Below are 15,901 nucleotides of genomic sequence, written 5' to 3'. Positions count from 1 at the left end.
GCCTTCCGTATCGGCCCCCGGCACCAGCTAGCCGCCCGGGCCCCGCCCGCGCCACCGGAGGCGTCCGTACGGCCGACGGAAAACCGCTCGCGCCTGGCGAGCCGCCCTCCCTAAGGTGTGCGTCCATGCCCACACCCCCGCAGCCGGCCTCCGCCGAACTGCGCCGCGACCCCCTGCCCCTGCGCGGCCGTACCGCACTCGTCACCGGCGCGAGCCGGCGGGCCGGGATCGGGCACGCCGTGGCCCGGCGGCTGGCCGCCTACGGCGCCAGTGTGTATCTGCACCACCACGTGCCGCACGACCTCGCCATGCCCTGGGGCGCCGACAGCCCCGACGCCGTCGCCGACTCCGTGCGCGAGGCGCTCGGCGACCCCGGGGCGCGGGTCGTGTCGGGCCCCGGTGACCTGGCGGACCCGACGGAGCCGGCCCGGCTGGTCGGCACCGCGATCAAGGAGTTCGGCCGCCTCGACATCCTCGTCGCCAATCACGCCCTCAGCGGCTGCGACGGCACCCTGGACGACATCGACGCGGCGATGCTCGACGCCCACTGGGCCGTGGACACCCGCTCGGTGCTGCTGCTCGTCCAGGCGTACGCCCGCTCGCGCGCCGCCCTGCCGCCGGGCACGCCCGGCGGACGCGTCGTGCTCATGACGTCCGGGCAGGACCTCGGCGGCGGCATGCCGGGCGAGATCGCCTACGCCCTCCAGAAGGGCGCCCTCGCCTCCCTCACCCGCTCCCTGTCCACGACGCTCGCCGGACAGGGGATCACGGTGAACGCCGTCAACCCCGGCCCGGTCGACACCGGGTACGCCACCGGCGAGGTCCACGCGGCCGTGGCCGCGCGGTTCCCCGCCGGACGCTGGGGCGCGCCCGACGACCCGGCCCGTCTCATCGCCTGGCTGGCCACCGACGAGGCGGGCTGGATCACGGGCGAGGTCGTCAACTCGGAAGGAGGCTTCCGGCGCTGACGCGGGCGGTCAGAGCAGGACAGTGCGGGCGCTCACAGCCGGGACAGCTCGTCCACCAGGTCGTCCAGGCCCAGGGAGCCCTGCGACAGCGCCGCCATGTGCCAGGCCTTCAGGTCGAACGCGTCGCCGTGCCGCTCGCGCGCCTTCTCCCGGCCCAGCAGCCACGCCCGCTCCCCGAGCTTGTAGCCGATCGCCTGGCCCGGGATCGTCAGGTACCGGGTCAGCTCGCTCTCCACGTAGTCGGCCGGCCGGCTGCTGTGCGCGCCGCAGAACTCCTCGGCGAGCTCCGGCGTCCACCGCTCACCGGGGTGGAACGGCGAGTCCGCCGGAATCTCCAGCTCCAGGTGCATGCCGATGTCCACGATCACCCGGACCGCCCGCATCATCTGCGCGTCCAGGTAGCCGAGCCGCTCCTCGGCATCCGTGAGGTAGCCCAACTCGTCCATCAGCCGCTCCGCGTACAGCGCCCAGCCCTCCGCGTTGGCACTGACCCCGCCGATCGTCGCCTGGTAGCGGGAGAGGTTCTCCGCCACGTGCGCCCACTGCGCGAGCTGGAGGTGGTGGCCGGGGACGCCCTCGTGGTACCAGGTCGAGACGAGGTCGTAGACCGGGAAGCGGGTCAGGCCCATCGTGGGCAGCCAGGTGCGGCCGGGCCGGGAGAAGTCCTCCGACGGGGGCGTGTAGTAGGGGGCCGCCGCGCCGCCGGGCGGGGCGATGCACGACTCCACCCTCCGCACCCGCTCGGCCAGCTCGAAGTGCGTGCCGTCCAGCTCCTCGATCGCCTTGTCCATCAGGCCCTGGAGCCACTCGCGGACCTCGTCCACGCCCTCGATGTGCCGGCCGTGCTCGTCCAGGTGCGCGAGCGCCACCCACGGCGTCTGCGCGCTCGGCAGGATCTTCTCCGCCTCCTTCCTCATCTCGCCGAGGATGCGGTGGAACTCCGCCCAGCCGTACGCGTACGCCTCGTCCAGGTCCAGGTCCGTGCCGTTGAAGTAGCGGGCCCAGCGCGCGTACCGCTCCCGGCCGACCACGTTCGAGGTGCCTTCGATCGCCGGCGCGTACACCTCCCGCAGCCAGTCCCGCAGCTCCACCAGAGCGCCGGTGGCGGTGCGCGCCGCCTCGTCCAGCTCCGCGCGCAGCGCCTCGGGGCCCGCGGCGGCGAAGTCCTCGTACCAGCCGCGGCCCTTGCCGTCCGTGTCCGCCCACTCGGTGAGCTGGTCGATGAAGGTCGCGGTCGGCCGCGGCGGCGCGAACAGCTTGCGCTCCAGGCCGAGTTCGAGCGAGGCGCGGTAGCCCGCGAGCGCGTCCGGCACCGCGCGCAGCCGCTCGGCGATCGCCGCCCAGTCCTCCTGCGTCTCGGCCGGGGTGACCGTGAAGATCTCCCGGACCGCGTGCCCGGGGGTGTCCAGGTTCCCGATCCGGCGCAGATGCTCCTGCGCGTCGTGGACGGCGAGTTCGGCGGTCAGCCGCTCCCGCAGCAGCCGCGCGCAGCGCCGCTCCGCGTCGCTGTCCGCACCGGGCCGCCGCTCGGCCTCGTCCAGCTTCCCGAGGGTGGCCCGCGCCAGCTCGGCCAGGGCCTCCTGACCGGCCGGTGAGTAGTCGGGCAGCCTGCTCGAACTCTCCTTCACACCGAGGTACGTACCGGTGACCGGGTCGAGGGCGATGAGGTCGTCCACGTAGGCGTCGGCGACCTGACGGGGCAGCGGGCTCTGGGTCTCAGACATGCGGCCCATCCTCGTACGAGGACGATCGCCGCGTCATCCGGGTTCGCCGGGATTCAGCTCTGGGCGTGGCCGGGCGGCAGCAGCGGACCGCACTCCCACTGCTGGAAGATCAGCCGGGTCTCCACCCGGGCCACCTCGCGCCGTGCCGTGAACTCGTCCAGCACCAGCCGCTGGAGATCGGCCATGTCCGCGACGGCCACATGCACCAGGTAGTCGTCCGGTCCGGTCAGATGGAACACCGTCCGCGCCTCCGGCAGCGCCCGGATCCGCTCCACGAAGGGTCCCACCAGCTCCCGCCGGTGCGGCCGCACCTGCACCGACAGCAGCGCCTGGAGGCCGCGCCCGAGCTTGGCCGGATCGAGCCGCAGCCGGTGCCCGAGGATCACGCCCGAGCGGCGCAGCCGGGTCACCCGGTCCAGACAGGTCGACGGCGCCACGCCCACCTGCGCGGCGAGGTCGCGGTAGGTGGTCCGGGCGTCGTTCTGCAACAGCCGCAGCAGATGCAGATCGACCGGATCCAGTACGACAGATTCGGCCACCGGCCGAACGTAGCACGGCGTCCGGCTCCCGGGAACCGTTCGTTGTTCACCCTTCCGGCCATGGACACATCGAGCACGAGTGCCTACGACGACGTACGCACCGCATCGAGAGCGCTGGCCACCGAGGCCGTGCACGCCGGCCGCGACGATCTCGCCCGCCAGGGCCTGCACGCCCCGCCGATCGACCTGTCCACCACCTACCCCTCCTACGACAGCCGCGCCGAGGCCGCCCGCATCGACGCCTTCGCCACCGACGGCGCCGACCCGGTCGGACCCCCCGTCTACGGCCGCCTCGGCAACCCGACCGTCGCCCGCTTCGAGACCGCGCTCGCCCGCCTGGAGGGCACCGAGTCCGCCGTCGCCTTCGCCAGCGGCATGGCCGCGCTCAGCGCGGTCCTGCTCGCCCGGTCCGCCATGGGCCTGCGCCATGTCGTCGCCGTACGGCCGCTGTACGGATGCAGCGACCATCTGCTCACCGCCGGGCTGCTCGGCACGGAGGTCACCTGGACCGACCCGGCCGGCATCGCCGACGCGCTGCGTCCGGACACCGGTCTGGTGATGGTCGAGTCCCCGGCCAATCCGACCCTCGCCGAACTCGACCTGCGGGGCATCGCGCACGCCTGCGGTTCGGTGCCGCTGCTCGCCGACAACACGTTCGCCACGCCCGTGCTGCAGCGCCCGGCCGAGCAGGGCGCCCGGCTGGTGCTGCACAGCGCCACCAAGTACCTGGGCGGCCATGGCGACGTGCTGGCCGGGGTGGTCGCCTGCGACGAGGAGTTCGCGGGCCGGCTCCGGCAGATACGGTTCGCCACCGGGGGAGTCCTGCACCCGCTCGCCGGCTACCTGCTGCTGCGGGGGCTGTCCACGCTCCCGGTGCGGGTGCGGGCCGCCTCCGCGAACGCCGCCGAACTGGCCCGCCGGCTCGCCGCCGACCCGCGCGTGGCCCGGGTGCGCTATCCGCGGCTCGGCGGCGCGATGATCGCCTTCGAGGTGCACGGCGACCCGCACGAGGTGATCTCCCGGGTCCGGCTCGTCACCCCCGCGGTGAGCCTGGGAAGCGTCGACACGCTCATCCAGCACCCCGCCTCCATCAGCCACCGCATCGTGGACGCCGACGACCGCCGCGGGGCCGGGGTGAGCGACCGGCTCCTGAGGTTGTCGGTGGGCCTGGAGGACGTCGACGACCTGTGGTCCGACCTGGACCAGGCCCTGGGCGCTTCCCGCGGACGCCGGGCGACGCCGCTGCGGGAGGCGGTGCGCTGAGGGGGAGGCGGGGCCGTCAGCCGAGGCGGGGCGGCTGGGCGCCGGGTGACGTGGCGACCGGTGTGGCGTCCAGGCGGGCCGTGATGACCAGGGTGCCCTCCTCGACCTGGTAGTCCAGCGGCAGACCGAGGCCGCGCATCGCGGCGACCATGCCGGTGTTGGACGCCTTCGTCACGGCGTACACGCTCTCGCAGCCGGCCTCCGCCGCCATCGCCACCAGCCGGCCGAGCAGCTCGCCGCCGACGCCCCGCTGCTGCCAGTCGTCCTCGACCAGCAGCGCGACCTCGGTCTCGTCGCCGTCCCAGAGCAGATGCCCGAGGCCGACGATCCGGCCGGAGGCGGTCTGCGCGGCCAGCGTCCGGCCGAAGCGGGGACTGAGCAGGTGGTTCAGATAGCGGTCCGCGTCGCCGACGGGGCCGTGGTAGCGCAGGCCGAGGGTGTGCGGCGAGCACCGGTCGTGCATCGCCCGGGCGGCCGGCAGGTCCCCGGTGTCGACCCGGCGCACGGTGATGTGGTCGCCCTCGGGCAGGGTCAGCACATCCTGACCGCGGGGGATCCGGGGCCCGAGCCGGGTGTCCAGCTCCACGAGCGCCCGTGCGCGCGCGAACTCGGTGGGGGTGAACGGCAGATACGGCCGCTCCACGGTGAGCACACCGCCCTCGGGCGCCGGCAGCCGCATCACGGTGTCCTCCAGGACCCCTTCCACCGGCACCGGCTCGGGACCCCGGCCGCCTCCGACCGGCGTGCCGGGCAGCGTCCGGATCGTGCAGCGGCCCAGCAACTGGCGCAGCGCGAGCGGCAGTTCGGCGGTGTCCAGGGCGGTGCGGGCGGCCAGCCCGAGCACCCGGGTCGGCGCGTCGACCAGGTCATGGGGGTCGGCCCGCTCGATCCACGTGGCCGCGCCCCCGGCCAGCGCGACCGCCCGGGTGATCTCGGCCGCCGGGAGCGCGCCCGGCGCCCGCAGCAGGAACTCGTCCACCGTGCCGTCGGCCAGCGGATGCGTCTGCAGGCTGAGGATGTCCACCCGCCGCTCGGCGAGCGCCGTGCACAGGGCGGCCAGCGAGCCCGGCTCGTCCTTCACCGTCGTCCGCATCCGCCACAGCGCGCCCGCGACCTCGTCGGCGGTGGGCTGCTCGGAGGGCCCGGACGGCCGCGTCTCGGCGGCCGGCCGGGCACCGGTATCGCTCACCGGCGGCGCGTGTCCGTGGCGGCGTGACCACCACACGTGGAAGCCCGCCGTCGCGGCCAGCACGATGGCCGAGATCACCAGCAGGGCCGGGCCGTCGGGCCCGTGCCCGATCAGGTTGGCCACCGCGTCCGCGACGGCCACGGCGGTGAAGAGGGCGGCGAGTTCGACGACGTCGCGCCGCCAGTGGTGCACGGGCCGTCCGTGCTTCGCCCGGGTCACATCAGGCATGTCTGGAGTCATGCAGCCACTGTGAAGGAAGGGTGTTGCGTGATCACGAACTGATTGTGACCGATGGGTAAAGCATGCTTCCGTCCTCTTTATTGCATTTTCTACTGTTGGCGGGAACCGGAAGGGGAACGGGAGCGGATACGGCCGGGGAGCACCCGCCGCGACGGCCGGCGGATCCCCGGGGTCCCCGGCGGCCACGGCCACCGCCAGGGCGTCGAAGACCCGGGCGAGTCCGCCCTGCGCGCACGCGTGTTCGTTCGGGCCCTGTCGAACCGCCGCGTGCCGCGCACCGGCGGATGCCGCCTACTGACCGACCCGGCCCGGCTGCAGCGTCTGCGTGAACAGCACGGTGCCGTCCTGCTCCCGCAGCCGTACCGTCAGCTCGCCGCTGTCCCCGTCGATGTCGACCTCGCCGAAGAACTGGTACCCGCCCGCGGGCGAGACGTTCGACGCGGTCGGCGCCTTCACGAACACCCGCTCCGGACCGAACGTGTCGTCCAGCGCGCCGGCCGGGAACGCGCCGGCGTTCAGCGGTCCGGAGACGAACTCCCAGAACGGCTCGAAGTCGGTGAACGCGGCCCGGGACGGCTGGTAGTGCTGGGCGGAGGTGTGGTGCACGTCCGCCGTCAGCCACAGCGTGCCGGTGATCCGCCGGTGTTTGACGAACCGCAGCAGCTCGGCGATCTGCAGCTCACGCCCGAGCGGGGCGCCCGGGTCGCCCTGGGCCACCGCCTCGAAGTTCGGCTTGTTCTCCGTCGTGTCCGGTACGACGAGGCCGAGCGGCATGTCGGCGGCGATCACCTTCCACACCGCGCGCGACCGGGCCAGCTCCCGCTTGAGCCACTCCAGCTGCTCCCGGCCAAGGATGCCCTGCGGGTCCACGGTCTGGCCGTCGGCGGAGTTGGCGTTGCGGTAGGTCCGCATGTCGAGCACGAACACGTCCAGCAGCGGGCCCTGGCGCAGCACCCGGTGGACGCGGCCCTCCTTCGCGCCCGGCCGCAGCGTGGAGAGGGGGAAGTACTCGCTGAACGCCCGCCGGGCGCGCGCGGCGAGCACGTCGATGCTCTTCTCGGTGTACCGGGTGTCGGAGGAGGCGATCACCTCGCCCGGGTACCAGTTGTTGCGCACCTCGTGGTCGTCCCACTGGATGATCGACGGCACCTGGGCGTTGAACCGGCGCAGGTTGGTGTCGAGCAGGTTGTAGCGGAAGTTGCCCCGGTACTCGGCGAGGGTCTCGGCGACCTTCGACTTCTCCTCGGTGGTGATGTTCCGCCACGTGCTGCCGTCGGGCAGCGCCTGGGTCGCGGTGATCGGGCCGTCGGCGTAGATGTTGTCGCCGCTGCACAGGAAGAAGTCCGGGTCCAGCTTCGCCATCGCGTCGTAGATGCGGTAGCCGCCGAGGTCGGGGTTGATGCCCCAGCCCTGGCCGGCCAGGTCGCCCGACCACAGGAAGCGCACGCCGTCCCGGCGGCGCCGGGAGACCGTGCGGAAGGTGCCGGTCACGGGCTCGCCGGTGCGCCGCGGGTCGTCCGGGTCGGTGAGCAGCACCCGGTAGTGGATCTGCTCGCCGGAGGGCAGGCCGTGCAGCCGGGTGGTACCGGTGAGGTCCGTGCCGGTGCCCAGCAGCGGGCCGCGCCATCTGCGCGGGTTGCGGAACGACTCGGTGGCCGAGGTCTCCACGATCATCCGGGCGGGCCGGTCCGAACGCACCCACACCAGAGCGGAGTCGGCGGTCACGTCGCCGGTCTGCACGCCCCAGCCCGCCGCGGGGCGTCCGGAGCGGGCGAACGCCGGGGCCGCGCCCAGGCCCACGGGCAGGGTCAGGGCCGCCGAAGCGGCGAGGGAGCCGCGCAGAACGCTGCGGCGACCGGGGAGCGGACGGTGGGACATGGCTGCGCCTCCAGGGACGGGATCCGGCCAGTGTGCAGAGCCACACCTACGGGGGCGCTGCGGCGCGCACACGAACCGGAAGTGAACTCCAGTCGGCCGAAGGGCGTTCAGCGGTGCTCAGCGGCTGCCGTCCAGGATGACGCGTGCGACCAGCGCCGGGTCGTCGTTCATCGGGCAGTGGCCGCAGCCGGGCAGCCGCACCAGCCGGGCGTGCGGGATGAGCTGCTTGGCGCGGACGCCCTGGCGGCGCACGAGGATCCGGTCCCGGGTGCCCCAGGCCACCGTGACCGGCAGGCCCGACAGGTCGTCGGTGAACCGGACGGTGGCGCCCGCGCGCAGGGTCGCCTCGAAGCCGGTGGCGCCGACGAGCGCGAGCGTCTCGGCGACGACCGCCTCCGGCGAACGCCGCGCGGGGCGGGCGTAGATGGTGCTGGTCAGCGCGGTACGGCCGGCCGCCGTGCGGGACAGCCCCTCCACCAGCGGGAGCGGGAGCCGCTGGGCGATGCCCCGCATCGCGAGCAGCACCGTGAAGGCGTACCGCCGCTCGGCCTCGGACCAGAAACCGGCGGGGGACAGGGCGGTGACGGACCGTACGAGCTTCTCCCGGCCCAGTTCCAGGGCGAGCAGGCCGCCGAGCGAGTTGCCGGCGACGTGCGGACGCTCCAGCTCCAGCTCCTCGAACAGGGCGCCGAGCACGGAGTTGGTGGTGGGCAGGTCGTAGGCCAGGCCGTCCGGCAGTCCCGGGGACGCGCCGAACCCCGGCAGGTCGACGGCGATCACCTCGCGCTCGGTGGCCAGGATGTCCACGACCGGGTCCCAGGCCTGCCGGTGATGGCCGATGCCGTGCAGCAGGACCAGGGGTTCGCCCCGGCCCACGCGCGCGTAGGACATGGTCACATCGCGGGGGCCGTGCGGGGTGGGGACCTTGAAGGAGACGGTGGCGGACATGGGGGTGCTCCTCGGCTGGGCTGCTGACGGACGCCGTAGACAGCTTGTCAGCAATTACTACCGGCCGGTAGCCCCCAGGGTCGTGCCCGTCGTACGGCCCTTCCGTACGGCCCTCTCCCGTACGGTCCTCAACGCGCCCGGCGCACCTCGACGTTGAAGTCGGCGTTCCCGAAGCGGCCGAACAGCGCGAGCCACAGCGGCAGATACATCTCCACCGCGCGTGCCGACCGGATGCCGCCCAGGTCCAGCACCCGGCCGGCCGGCCAGCCGAACTCCCCGAGCAGCGCCGCCACCTGCTGCTTGGCGCCGGGGTCCGCCCCGCACACGAACACGTGGTGGTCCCCCGGCACCCGCCGCGGGTCCACCATCACCTGGCAGTTGACGGTGTTCAGCGTCTTGACCACGCGCGCGTGCGGGAACGAGCGCTGGATCCGCTCGGCCACGCTGTCCGACTCCACCGGGTCCAGCCGCGGCTGGCCGTCCTCGAACGCCAGCGGATTGGAGACGTCCACCAGCACCTTGCCGTCCAGATGCTCCGCACCGGCCGCCCGCAGCGCGTCCAGGGCCACCCGGCCGCCCACCGCGTTGACGACCACCTCGCCCGCCGCTGCCGCGTCCGCGAACGTCCCCGCGTGCGCCCGGCCGGCCGCGGCCGTGGCCCATTCCACCGCCACCGGGTTGTCCCGGGAGCGGGACCCGAGGGTCACCTCGTGCCCCAGCTCCAGCAGCCGGCCGGCCAGCGTGCGGCCCACCTCTCCCGTGCCCAGCACCGCGTACCGCATCGCCCACCTCACGGTCACCGGCCGCCGACCGCCGGCGGCCCGCGGTCATTGTGATCCGGACCGCTCCTGGAGCCGGGCATTCCGGGTGGACAGCGACAGGCGTGTCGGCTGGGATGGACCCGTGACAGCCGACCTCGCCACCGATGTCTTCGAAGCGCACCGGCCCCTGCTCATGGGGGTCGCGTACCGCATGCTCGGCCGGGTCGCCGACGCCGAGGACGTGGTCCAGGAGGCCTGGCTGCGCTGGTACCAGGCCGACCGCGCGGCGGTCCGCGAACCGCGCGCCTACCTGGTGCGCGTCACCACCCGGCTGGCCATCGACCGGCTGCGCCAGGTGCAGTCGCGCGGCGAGGCGTACGTCGGGCCATGGCTGCCGGAGCCGTACCTCACCGAGTTCGCCGACACCGCACCGGACACCGCGGACCGCGCGGTGCTCGCCGACACCGTCTCCCTGGCCGTCCTGGTCGTCCTGGAGTCGCTGTCCCCGCTGGAGCGGGCGGTGTTCGTGCTCCGGGAGGCGTTCGGGTACCCGTACGCCGAGATCGCCGCGCTGCTCGACCGCGCCGAGCCGGCGGTACGGCAGCTCGCCGGGCGGGCCCGCCGGCACGTGGCGGAACGGCGCCCCCGGTACGAGGTCGACCCCGTGCGGCGCCGGGACCTCACCGAACGTTTCCTCGCCGCCGCGTCCGAGGGCGACCTGGAAGGGCTGATGTCCCTGCTCGCCCCGGACGTCCGGCTGGTCGGCGACAGCGGCGGCAAGGCCAAGGCGCCGGTGCGCGTCCTGCACACCGCCGACAAGGTCGGCCGCTTCCTCGTCGGCGCCGCGCGCTCGGCCCCGGCGGACCTGTCCTACCGCCTCCTGGAGGCCAACGGCGGCCCGGCGCTTCTCATCCTGTCCGGCGACAAGCCCGACAGCCTCTTCCAGGTGGACGTCGCCGACGGCCGCGTCACCGCCGTCTACATCGTCCGCAACCCCGACAAGCTGCGGCACCTCACCGGCCACTGAGCCACCGCCCGCCGCACGACAGAGCCCCGTCGTCCGGCGGGGCTCTGTCGTGCGACAGGCGCTTTGCCGCGATGTCACAGACACCGCGGCACACGAACACCGCGTGAACGCCGCGCGCGTGGTCGCCTGCCCGTTCGCGCAGGGACCGAGGATTGGTCTTGACCAAGGGTGACCGCCGCCCTATCGTCGCAGAGAAGTGCAACAACCTTTAATAAACAAGGGCGCTAAAAACCGCCGGACCACGGCTCTTGCGGAGGACAGGGTGGGGACCACGCAGCTGGAATCGGTACCGGAACCGAAATACTGGCATCTGAAGACCGTGCTCACCGAGGCACTGGACTCCGAGTTCTCGGTCGGTGAGATCCTGCCCAACGAGCGTGATCTCGCGGCCCGCTTCGGCGTGGCCCGCGCCACGCTCCGCCAGGCACTCGAACAGCTGGAGCTGGAGGGCCGGCTGCAGCGCCGCCGCGGGGTCGGTACGACCGTCGCACCTCCGCGCGTGGGCGTGGCCGTCGGCACCGAACAGCACGTCTGGCCCGGCGCCGCCGGAGACGCCTGGCAGCCCGTCGACAGCGTCCAGGCGCCACCGCCCGCCGCCGTCGCCGCGGCCCTGGAGACCGGTGCGGACGAGCCCGTCCACACCGTCCGCCGCTCCCGCATGTCCCACGGCCAGCAGGTCGCCACCGAACTGCTCTACGTCCCGGCGGCCTCCGTGCCCGGCCTGACCGCGATCGACGCCCCGTCCGGCGCGGCACGCGCGCGTGCGGTGCTGCGTGAGTTGCAGCACCTGCCGCTGGAAGGGGAGGACCGCGCCGTCGAGCTGGGCTCCGCGCGCGCGGACGACGCCAAGGAACTGGACCGGCTCCCCGGCTCGCCCGTCCTCGTCGTCACCACCCGCTTCTTCGCCCAGGGCCGTACCGCGGCACTCTCGGTCGCGACCTACCGCGCCGACACCTGCCGGCTCACGTTCGGCGAATCGGCTGGGGTGGAAATACACCACGACCCGGAGAAGCGAGCTTCCTGACGGCGGGAGGACAGCCGACCGAGGGGCGCGGGGCCGCATGCCTATGCGGCCCCGCCGCGCGGGCACGAGCCGCGACGACGGCGCGGCGCCTGGCACGACGGCCGCACGCGGTACGACCGCGGCATGGGGCACGACCGCTGCGGCTGGCACGAGCGCGCCGCACCGCGCAACGACCGCCGCACCCGGCACCCAGGTCACCGACGAGCGGTCACCGCGCCGTGCACCCTCGTCACCGACGAGCGGTCACCGTGCGGTCCACCGCGAACAGCTGCTCCTCCACATGGTCCAGAGCCAACCGCAGCGCCCCCGTGGCCACGGCCGCCTCCCCCAGCATGGACAGCGCCACGCGGGGCGGCCTCAGGCAATAGCGGGCCAGTTCGCGCCGCAGCGGCTCCAGGACCCCGTCCAGACCGGCCGCCCACCCCCCGATCACGACCAGTTCCGGATCGAGCGCCAGCACCAGCGCGGCCACGTCGTGCACCAGCCGCTGGATGAACCGCTCCACGGCCGCACGGGCCCGCCGGTCGCCCTTGCGCGCCAGCGCGAACACCTCGGCCACCGCCTGCTCGTCCAGTGGGTGCAGCGGCTCGTCGGTGGTGGACAGCAGCGCCTCCGGCGTCGCCTCCCGGCCCAGCAGATGCAGCGCGCCGATCTCCCCGGCCGCCCCGCCGTAGCCCCGGTGCAGCCGCCCGCCGATCAGCGAACCGGCCCCCGGGCTCAGCCCCGCCAGCACGAACGCCACGTCGTCCGTCTCGGTCGCCGCGCCCTTCCAGTGCTCGGCGACCGCCGCCGCGTTGGCGTCGTTCTCCACCAGCACCGGACACCGGAAGGAACGGCTCAGCCGCTCGCCGAGCTTCAGGCCCGTCCACTGCGGCAGGGCCGTGCTCAGCCGCACCGTGCCGTCCGCCTCCACGATGCCCGGCGTGCCCACGCCCACCGCCCGCAGCGAGCTGCGCGCGACCCCGGCCCGGCGCAGCAGCTCCGCGACCGCGCCGCGCAGCCGGTCCAGCCGCTCGTCCGCCGGGGCCGTCTCGCCGACCTCCTTGGCCTGCGCGCCCAGCACCCGCCCGTCCAGGTCGGACAGGAGCGCGGCGACCCGGTGCGGGCCGATCTCCAGGCCCAGCAGATGCCCCGCCTCGGCCCGGAACCGGAACCGCCGGGCGGGCCGCCCCTGCCGCCGCGCACCGCCGTCCTCGGCCGCCGCCTCCACGACGAGGCCGCCCTCGATGAGACCCTCCACGACGCCCTCGACGGTCGGCCGGGACAGTCCGGTGACGCGGGTGATCTCGGTGAGTGTCGCGCAGTCCGTGGCACGCAGCGCGTGCAGCACCACCGCGGAATTGATCCTCCGCAGCAGCGAGGGATCGCCACCGGTCAGCTGCCCCACCGTCCGTCCTCCCAGCTCGCGGGCGTGTTGGCCGGATCGTACTCGGCCCGGTCCACCCCCGGCGAGTGTCAGGTCCCGCCCGCGGCCGGGCCCTTCGATCACCCCGGTTCCACGAACCCGGACTCGTAGGCCGCGATCACCGCCTGGGTGCGGTCGCGCGCGCCGAGCTTGGCCAGGACGGCGCTCACATGCGACTTCACCGTCTCCGCGCCCACCACGAGCCGTGCGGCGATCTCCGCGTTCGACAGCCCCCGCGCCATCAGCCGCAGCACCTCCGCCTCCCGCTCCGTCAGCCGGGCGCGCTCCAGCGTGGTCCGCGCCGGCCGGGCGCCGTCGCCGTACCGGGCGGCGAGGCGTCGTACGGACGCCGGGAACAGCAGCGACTCGCCCTCCGCGACCAGCCGCACCGCGTGCACGATCTCGGCCGGGCGGGCCCGCTTCAGCAGGAACCCGTCGGCGCCCGCGCGCAGCGCCTCGTACACGTACTCGTCGTCCTCGAAGGTGGTCACCACGAGGATCTTCGGCGGCTCCGCCACGGTGCGCAGCACCGCGCGCGTGGCCTCGATGCCGTCCATCAGGGGCATCCGTACGTCCATGGCGACCACGTCCGGACGCAGTTGCCGCACGAGCGGGATGACCGCCGCGCCGTCGGCAGCCTCGCCCACCACCTCGATGTCGGGCTGCGCCTCCAGCACGGCCCGCAGACCCGCGCGGACCAGAGCTTCGTCGTCGACGAGGAGTACGGTGACCGGCATCCGGCCAGCGTAGATCAGCCGACCGGCAGCTCCGCGCGGACCTGCCAGTCGCCCTCGTCCGGGCCGGTCCGGGCGGCGCCGCCGAGCAGCGCGGCCCGCTCCCGTATGCCCCGCAGGCCGCTGCCCCGCCCGGGGCCGGGTATCGCTCCGGGCAGCGGATTGCGGACCTCCAGGGCGAGCGTCCCGCCGCCGACCGCGACCCGGACCCGCACGGGCACGGCTCCCGCGTGCCGCAGCACATTGGTCAGCGCCTCCTGGAGGATGCGGTAGCCCTCGCGGGACACCGGGCCCGGCACGGCCTCCACCGGACCCGTGACCTCGGCGTCGACCTTCGCCCCCGAGGCCCGCGCCGACTCCAGCAGCCGCCCGGCGTCGGCGAGCGTGGGCCGCGCGCTCACCGGCCGCTCGGCCTCCCGCAGCACGCCCAGCACCCGCTCCAGATCCTCCAGCGCGGCCCGGCCGGTCTCCTCGATGGCGCCCAGCGCCCGGTCGGTGAACTCCGGATCGCCCGCCGCCCGCGCCGCGCCCGCCTGCACCACGGCCACCGTCAGGGCGTGCCCGATCGAGTCGTGCAACTCCCGCGCGATCCGGGTGCGTTCCAGCAGCTGCTCGGTGCGCTCCTCCAGTGCGGCCAGCCGCTCGGCCGCAGACGGCCCGAGCAGCCGGCGCGCACCGGCCGTCATCAGCTCCCCGAGCCCGACGACCAGCCCGTACAGGGCGAGCAGCGGCAGCGGCGCCAGCAGGGCCCAGGCGCGGTGCGGCGGCAGCCGGTCCAGCAGCGGGACCCCGGCAGGCGTCCCACCCCAGGCGCACCGCGCCAGTTCGAAGCAGAGGATGGGCAGCCACACCGAGGCGAACACGGTCACGGCACCGAGCAGCATCCGCAGTTCCAGCCACAGCACCGTACGCAGCCGGTCCCGCCAGGTCGCCGCCGGCGCCTCGGAGATGCCCGGCTCCGGCTCGCCGGGCGTGAGCAGGAGCCGCGCCTGCACGCCCTCGCCCCTGCGCGCCGCGGGCACGAGACCGAGCGGGACGAGGAACAGCGCGGGCACCCAGGGGGCCGACGGGAACACGAAGAGCCAGACGCTGACCACCAGCATCGGCACCCACAGATGCAGCAGGCGCGTGTACGTCGTCCCGCGCAGCAGCGGGCGCAGAAAGCGAGCCATGGCCTCATCGTCGCAGGCGGCACTGACAACGGGCCTCCCCCGCACGGGGGAGACGGTCCCCGCCGGCGGGGGAGGAGCCAACCGCCGCGTCCGGCCAGGCTGTTGCCATGACCAGCATCGACGTACGAGACCTCACCAAGGACCACGGCCGTCGGCGGGCCGTCGACCACCTCACCTTCCGTGTCCGCCCCGGCCGGGTCACCGGCTTCCTCGGCCCCAACGGCGCCGGCAAGTCCACCACCCTGCGCCTCGTCCTCGGCCTCGACCGGCCCACCGCCGGCACCGCCACGATCGGCGGCCGTCCCTACCCGCGGCTGCGGGAACCCCTGCGCCGGGTGGGCGCCCTGCTCGACGCGGGCGCCGCGCACGGCTCCCGTACCGCCCGCGACCATCTGCTGGCCCTCGCCGCGAGCAACCGCATCCCGGCCCGCCGGGTCGACACGGTCCTGGAGGAGACCGGCCTGGCCCCCGTGGCGCGGCGCAGGGTACGGACGTACTCCCTCGGCATGCGCCAGCGGCTCGGCATCGCCGCCGCGCTGCTCGGCGACCCCGAGGTCGTCCTGCTCGACGAACCCGCCAACGGACTCGACCCCGAAGGCATCATCTGGATCCGCACACTGCTGCGCCGGCTCGCCGCCGAGGGCCGTACGGTCCTGGTCTCCAGCCATCTCATGGGCGAGACCGCCGCCTTCGCCGACCACCTGCTGATCCTCGGCCGGGGCCGTCTGCTCGCCGACACACCGGTGCGGGAGTTCATCCACGCGCGCGTACGGCCCCACGTCCGCGTCCGCACCACCGACCCCGCCGCCCTCGGCGACCTCCTCGCCCGGCACGGCCACGACGCCTCCCGGGACGAGGACGGGACCTGGACGGTACGGCACGCGCGCGTGGACGACGTGGGCCGGCTGATGTCCGAGGCGGGCGTCCCCGTCCTGGAACTCTCCGCCCACGAGGCCACCTTGGAGGAGGCCTACCTCGATCTGACGGCGGCCGAGGCCGAGTTCACCGCACAGCCCCAGGAGGCCTGAC

At 74.3% G+C, this 15,901-nt stretch carries 14 protein-coding genes; 5 read left to right on the top strand and 9 right to left on the bottom strand.

The window, feature by feature from the left end:
* Window positions 1-125: 125 nt before the first annotated feature.
* Window positions 126-968 carry an SDR family oxidoreductase gene (locus AB0L21_RS18920; protein WP_365785198.1) on the top strand — a complete coding sequence of 281 codons (843 nt, stop codon included), beginning with the start codon at window positions 126-128 and terminating at the stop codon, window positions 966-968.
* Window positions 969-1,000: 32 nt separating this feature from the next.
* On the opposite strand, the gene AB0L21_RS18915 is transcribed toward AB0L21_RS18920, so the two are convergent.
* Window positions 1,001-2,692 (bottom strand): DUF885 domain-containing protein, encoded by a 1,692-nt coding sequence (locus AB0L21_RS18915; RefSeq protein ID WP_365785196.1) that lies wholly within the window; start codon window positions 2,690-2,692, stop codon window positions 1,001-1,003.
* A 53-nt stretch (window positions 2,693-2,745) separates the two neighbouring features.
* The gene (locus AB0L21_RS18910; RefSeq protein WP_356128536.1) at window positions 2,746-3,231 is read right to left on the bottom strand and encodes an Lrp/AsnC family transcriptional regulator; all 486 of its coding nucleotides are present in this window, start codon (window positions 3,229-3,231) and stop codon (window positions 2,746-2,748) included.
* A gap of 60 nt (window positions 3,232-3,291) precedes the next feature.
* Here AB0L21_RS18910 and AB0L21_RS18905 point away from each other — a divergent pair, with 60 nt between their 5' ends.
* Window positions 3,292-4,494 carry a PLP-dependent transferase gene (locus AB0L21_RS18905; RefSeq protein ID WP_365701025.1) on the top strand — a complete coding sequence of 401 codons (1,203 nt, stop codon included), beginning with the start codon at window positions 3,292-3,294 and terminating at the stop codon, window positions 4,492-4,494.
* 16 nt (window positions 4,495-4,510) lie between these two features.
* Here the strand turns inward: AB0L21_RS18905 and AB0L21_RS18900 are convergent, their stop codons facing one another.
* The 4 genes from AB0L21_RS18900 to AB0L21_RS18885 form a co-directional block, all read right to left on the bottom strand.
* Entirely contained in the window at window positions 4,511-5,911 is a 1,401-nt protein-coding gene (locus AB0L21_RS18900; RefSeq protein WP_365785194.1) for a GNAT family N-acetyltransferase, read from the bottom strand.
* A gap of 303 nt (window positions 5,912-6,214) precedes the next feature.
* Window positions 6,215-7,801 carry an alkaline phosphatase D family protein gene (locus AB0L21_RS18895; RefSeq protein ID WP_365785192.1) on the bottom strand — a complete coding sequence of 529 codons (1,587 nt, stop codon included), beginning with the start codon at window positions 7,799-7,801 and terminating at the stop codon, window positions 6,215-6,217.
* Between the two features lie 117 nt (window positions 7,802-7,918).
* On the bottom strand, window positions 7,919-8,749 hold the full coding sequence (locus AB0L21_RS18890; protein WP_365701019.1) for an alpha/beta fold hydrolase: 831 nt from the start codon (window positions 8,747-8,749) through the stop codon (window positions 7,919-7,921).
* Window positions 8,750-8,877: 128 nt separating this feature from the next.
* Entirely contained in the window at window positions 8,878-9,531 is a 654-nt protein-coding gene (locus tag AB0L21_RS18885; RefSeq protein ID WP_365701018.1) for an NAD(P)-binding domain-containing protein, read from the bottom strand.
* Window positions 9,532-9,652: 121 nt separating this feature from the next.
* Between AB0L21_RS18885 and AB0L21_RS18880 the strand changes: the two genes are divergently transcribed.
* Window positions 9,653-10,537, top strand: coding sequence for an RNA polymerase sigma-70 factor (locus AB0L21_RS18880; protein WP_365785190.1), 885 nt, complete (start codon window positions 9,653-9,655; stop codon window positions 10,535-10,537).
* Window positions 10,538-10,799: 262 nt separating this feature from the next.
* Window positions 10,800-11,561, top strand: coding sequence for a GntR family transcriptional regulator (locus AB0L21_RS18875; protein WP_365785188.1), 762 nt, complete (start codon window positions 10,800-10,802; stop codon window positions 11,559-11,561).
* A 229-nt stretch (window positions 11,562-11,790) separates the two neighbouring features.
* Here AB0L21_RS18875 and AB0L21_RS18870 read toward each other — a convergent pair whose 3' ends face one another.
* The 3 genes from AB0L21_RS18870 to AB0L21_RS18860 all read right to left on the bottom strand — a co-directional run bounded on the left by AB0L21_RS18870 (window position 11,791) and on the right by AB0L21_RS18860 (window position 14,872).
* Window positions 11,791-12,948: an ROK family transcriptional regulator gene (locus tag AB0L21_RS18870; protein ID WP_365701015.1), complete on the bottom strand. Its 1,158-nt coding sequence runs from the start codon at window positions 12,946-12,948 to the stop codon at window positions 11,791-11,793.
* A gap of 98 nt (window positions 12,949-13,046) precedes the next feature.
* The gene (locus AB0L21_RS18865) at window positions 13,047-13,703 is read right to left on the bottom strand and encodes a response regulator transcription factor (RefSeq protein WP_365701014.1); all 657 of its coding nucleotides are present in this window, start codon (window positions 13,701-13,703) and stop codon (window positions 13,047-13,049) included.
* Window positions 13,704-13,717: 14 nt separating this feature from the next.
* Entirely contained in the window at window positions 13,718-14,872 is a 1,155-nt protein-coding gene (locus tag AB0L21_RS18860) for a histidine kinase (RefSeq protein WP_365701013.1), read from the bottom strand.
* Window positions 14,873-14,979: 107 nt separating this feature from the next.
* Between AB0L21_RS18860 and AB0L21_RS18855 the strand changes: the two genes are divergently transcribed.
* On the top strand, window positions 14,980-15,900 hold the full coding sequence (locus AB0L21_RS18855; RefSeq protein WP_365701011.1) for an ATP-binding cassette domain-containing protein: 921 nt from the start codon (window positions 14,980-14,982) through the stop codon (window positions 15,898-15,900).
* Window position 15,901 lies beyond the last annotated feature (1 nt).

Source organism: Streptomyces sp. NPDC052721, assembly GCF_040678315.1.
In the GTDB taxonomy this organism is placed as follows: domain Bacteria; phylum Actinomycetota; class Actinomycetes; order Streptomycetales; family Streptomycetaceae; genus Streptomyces.
The sequence above is the reverse complement of the archived record's forward strand: the minus strand, read 5'-3'. Positions and strand labels throughout refer to the sequence as shown.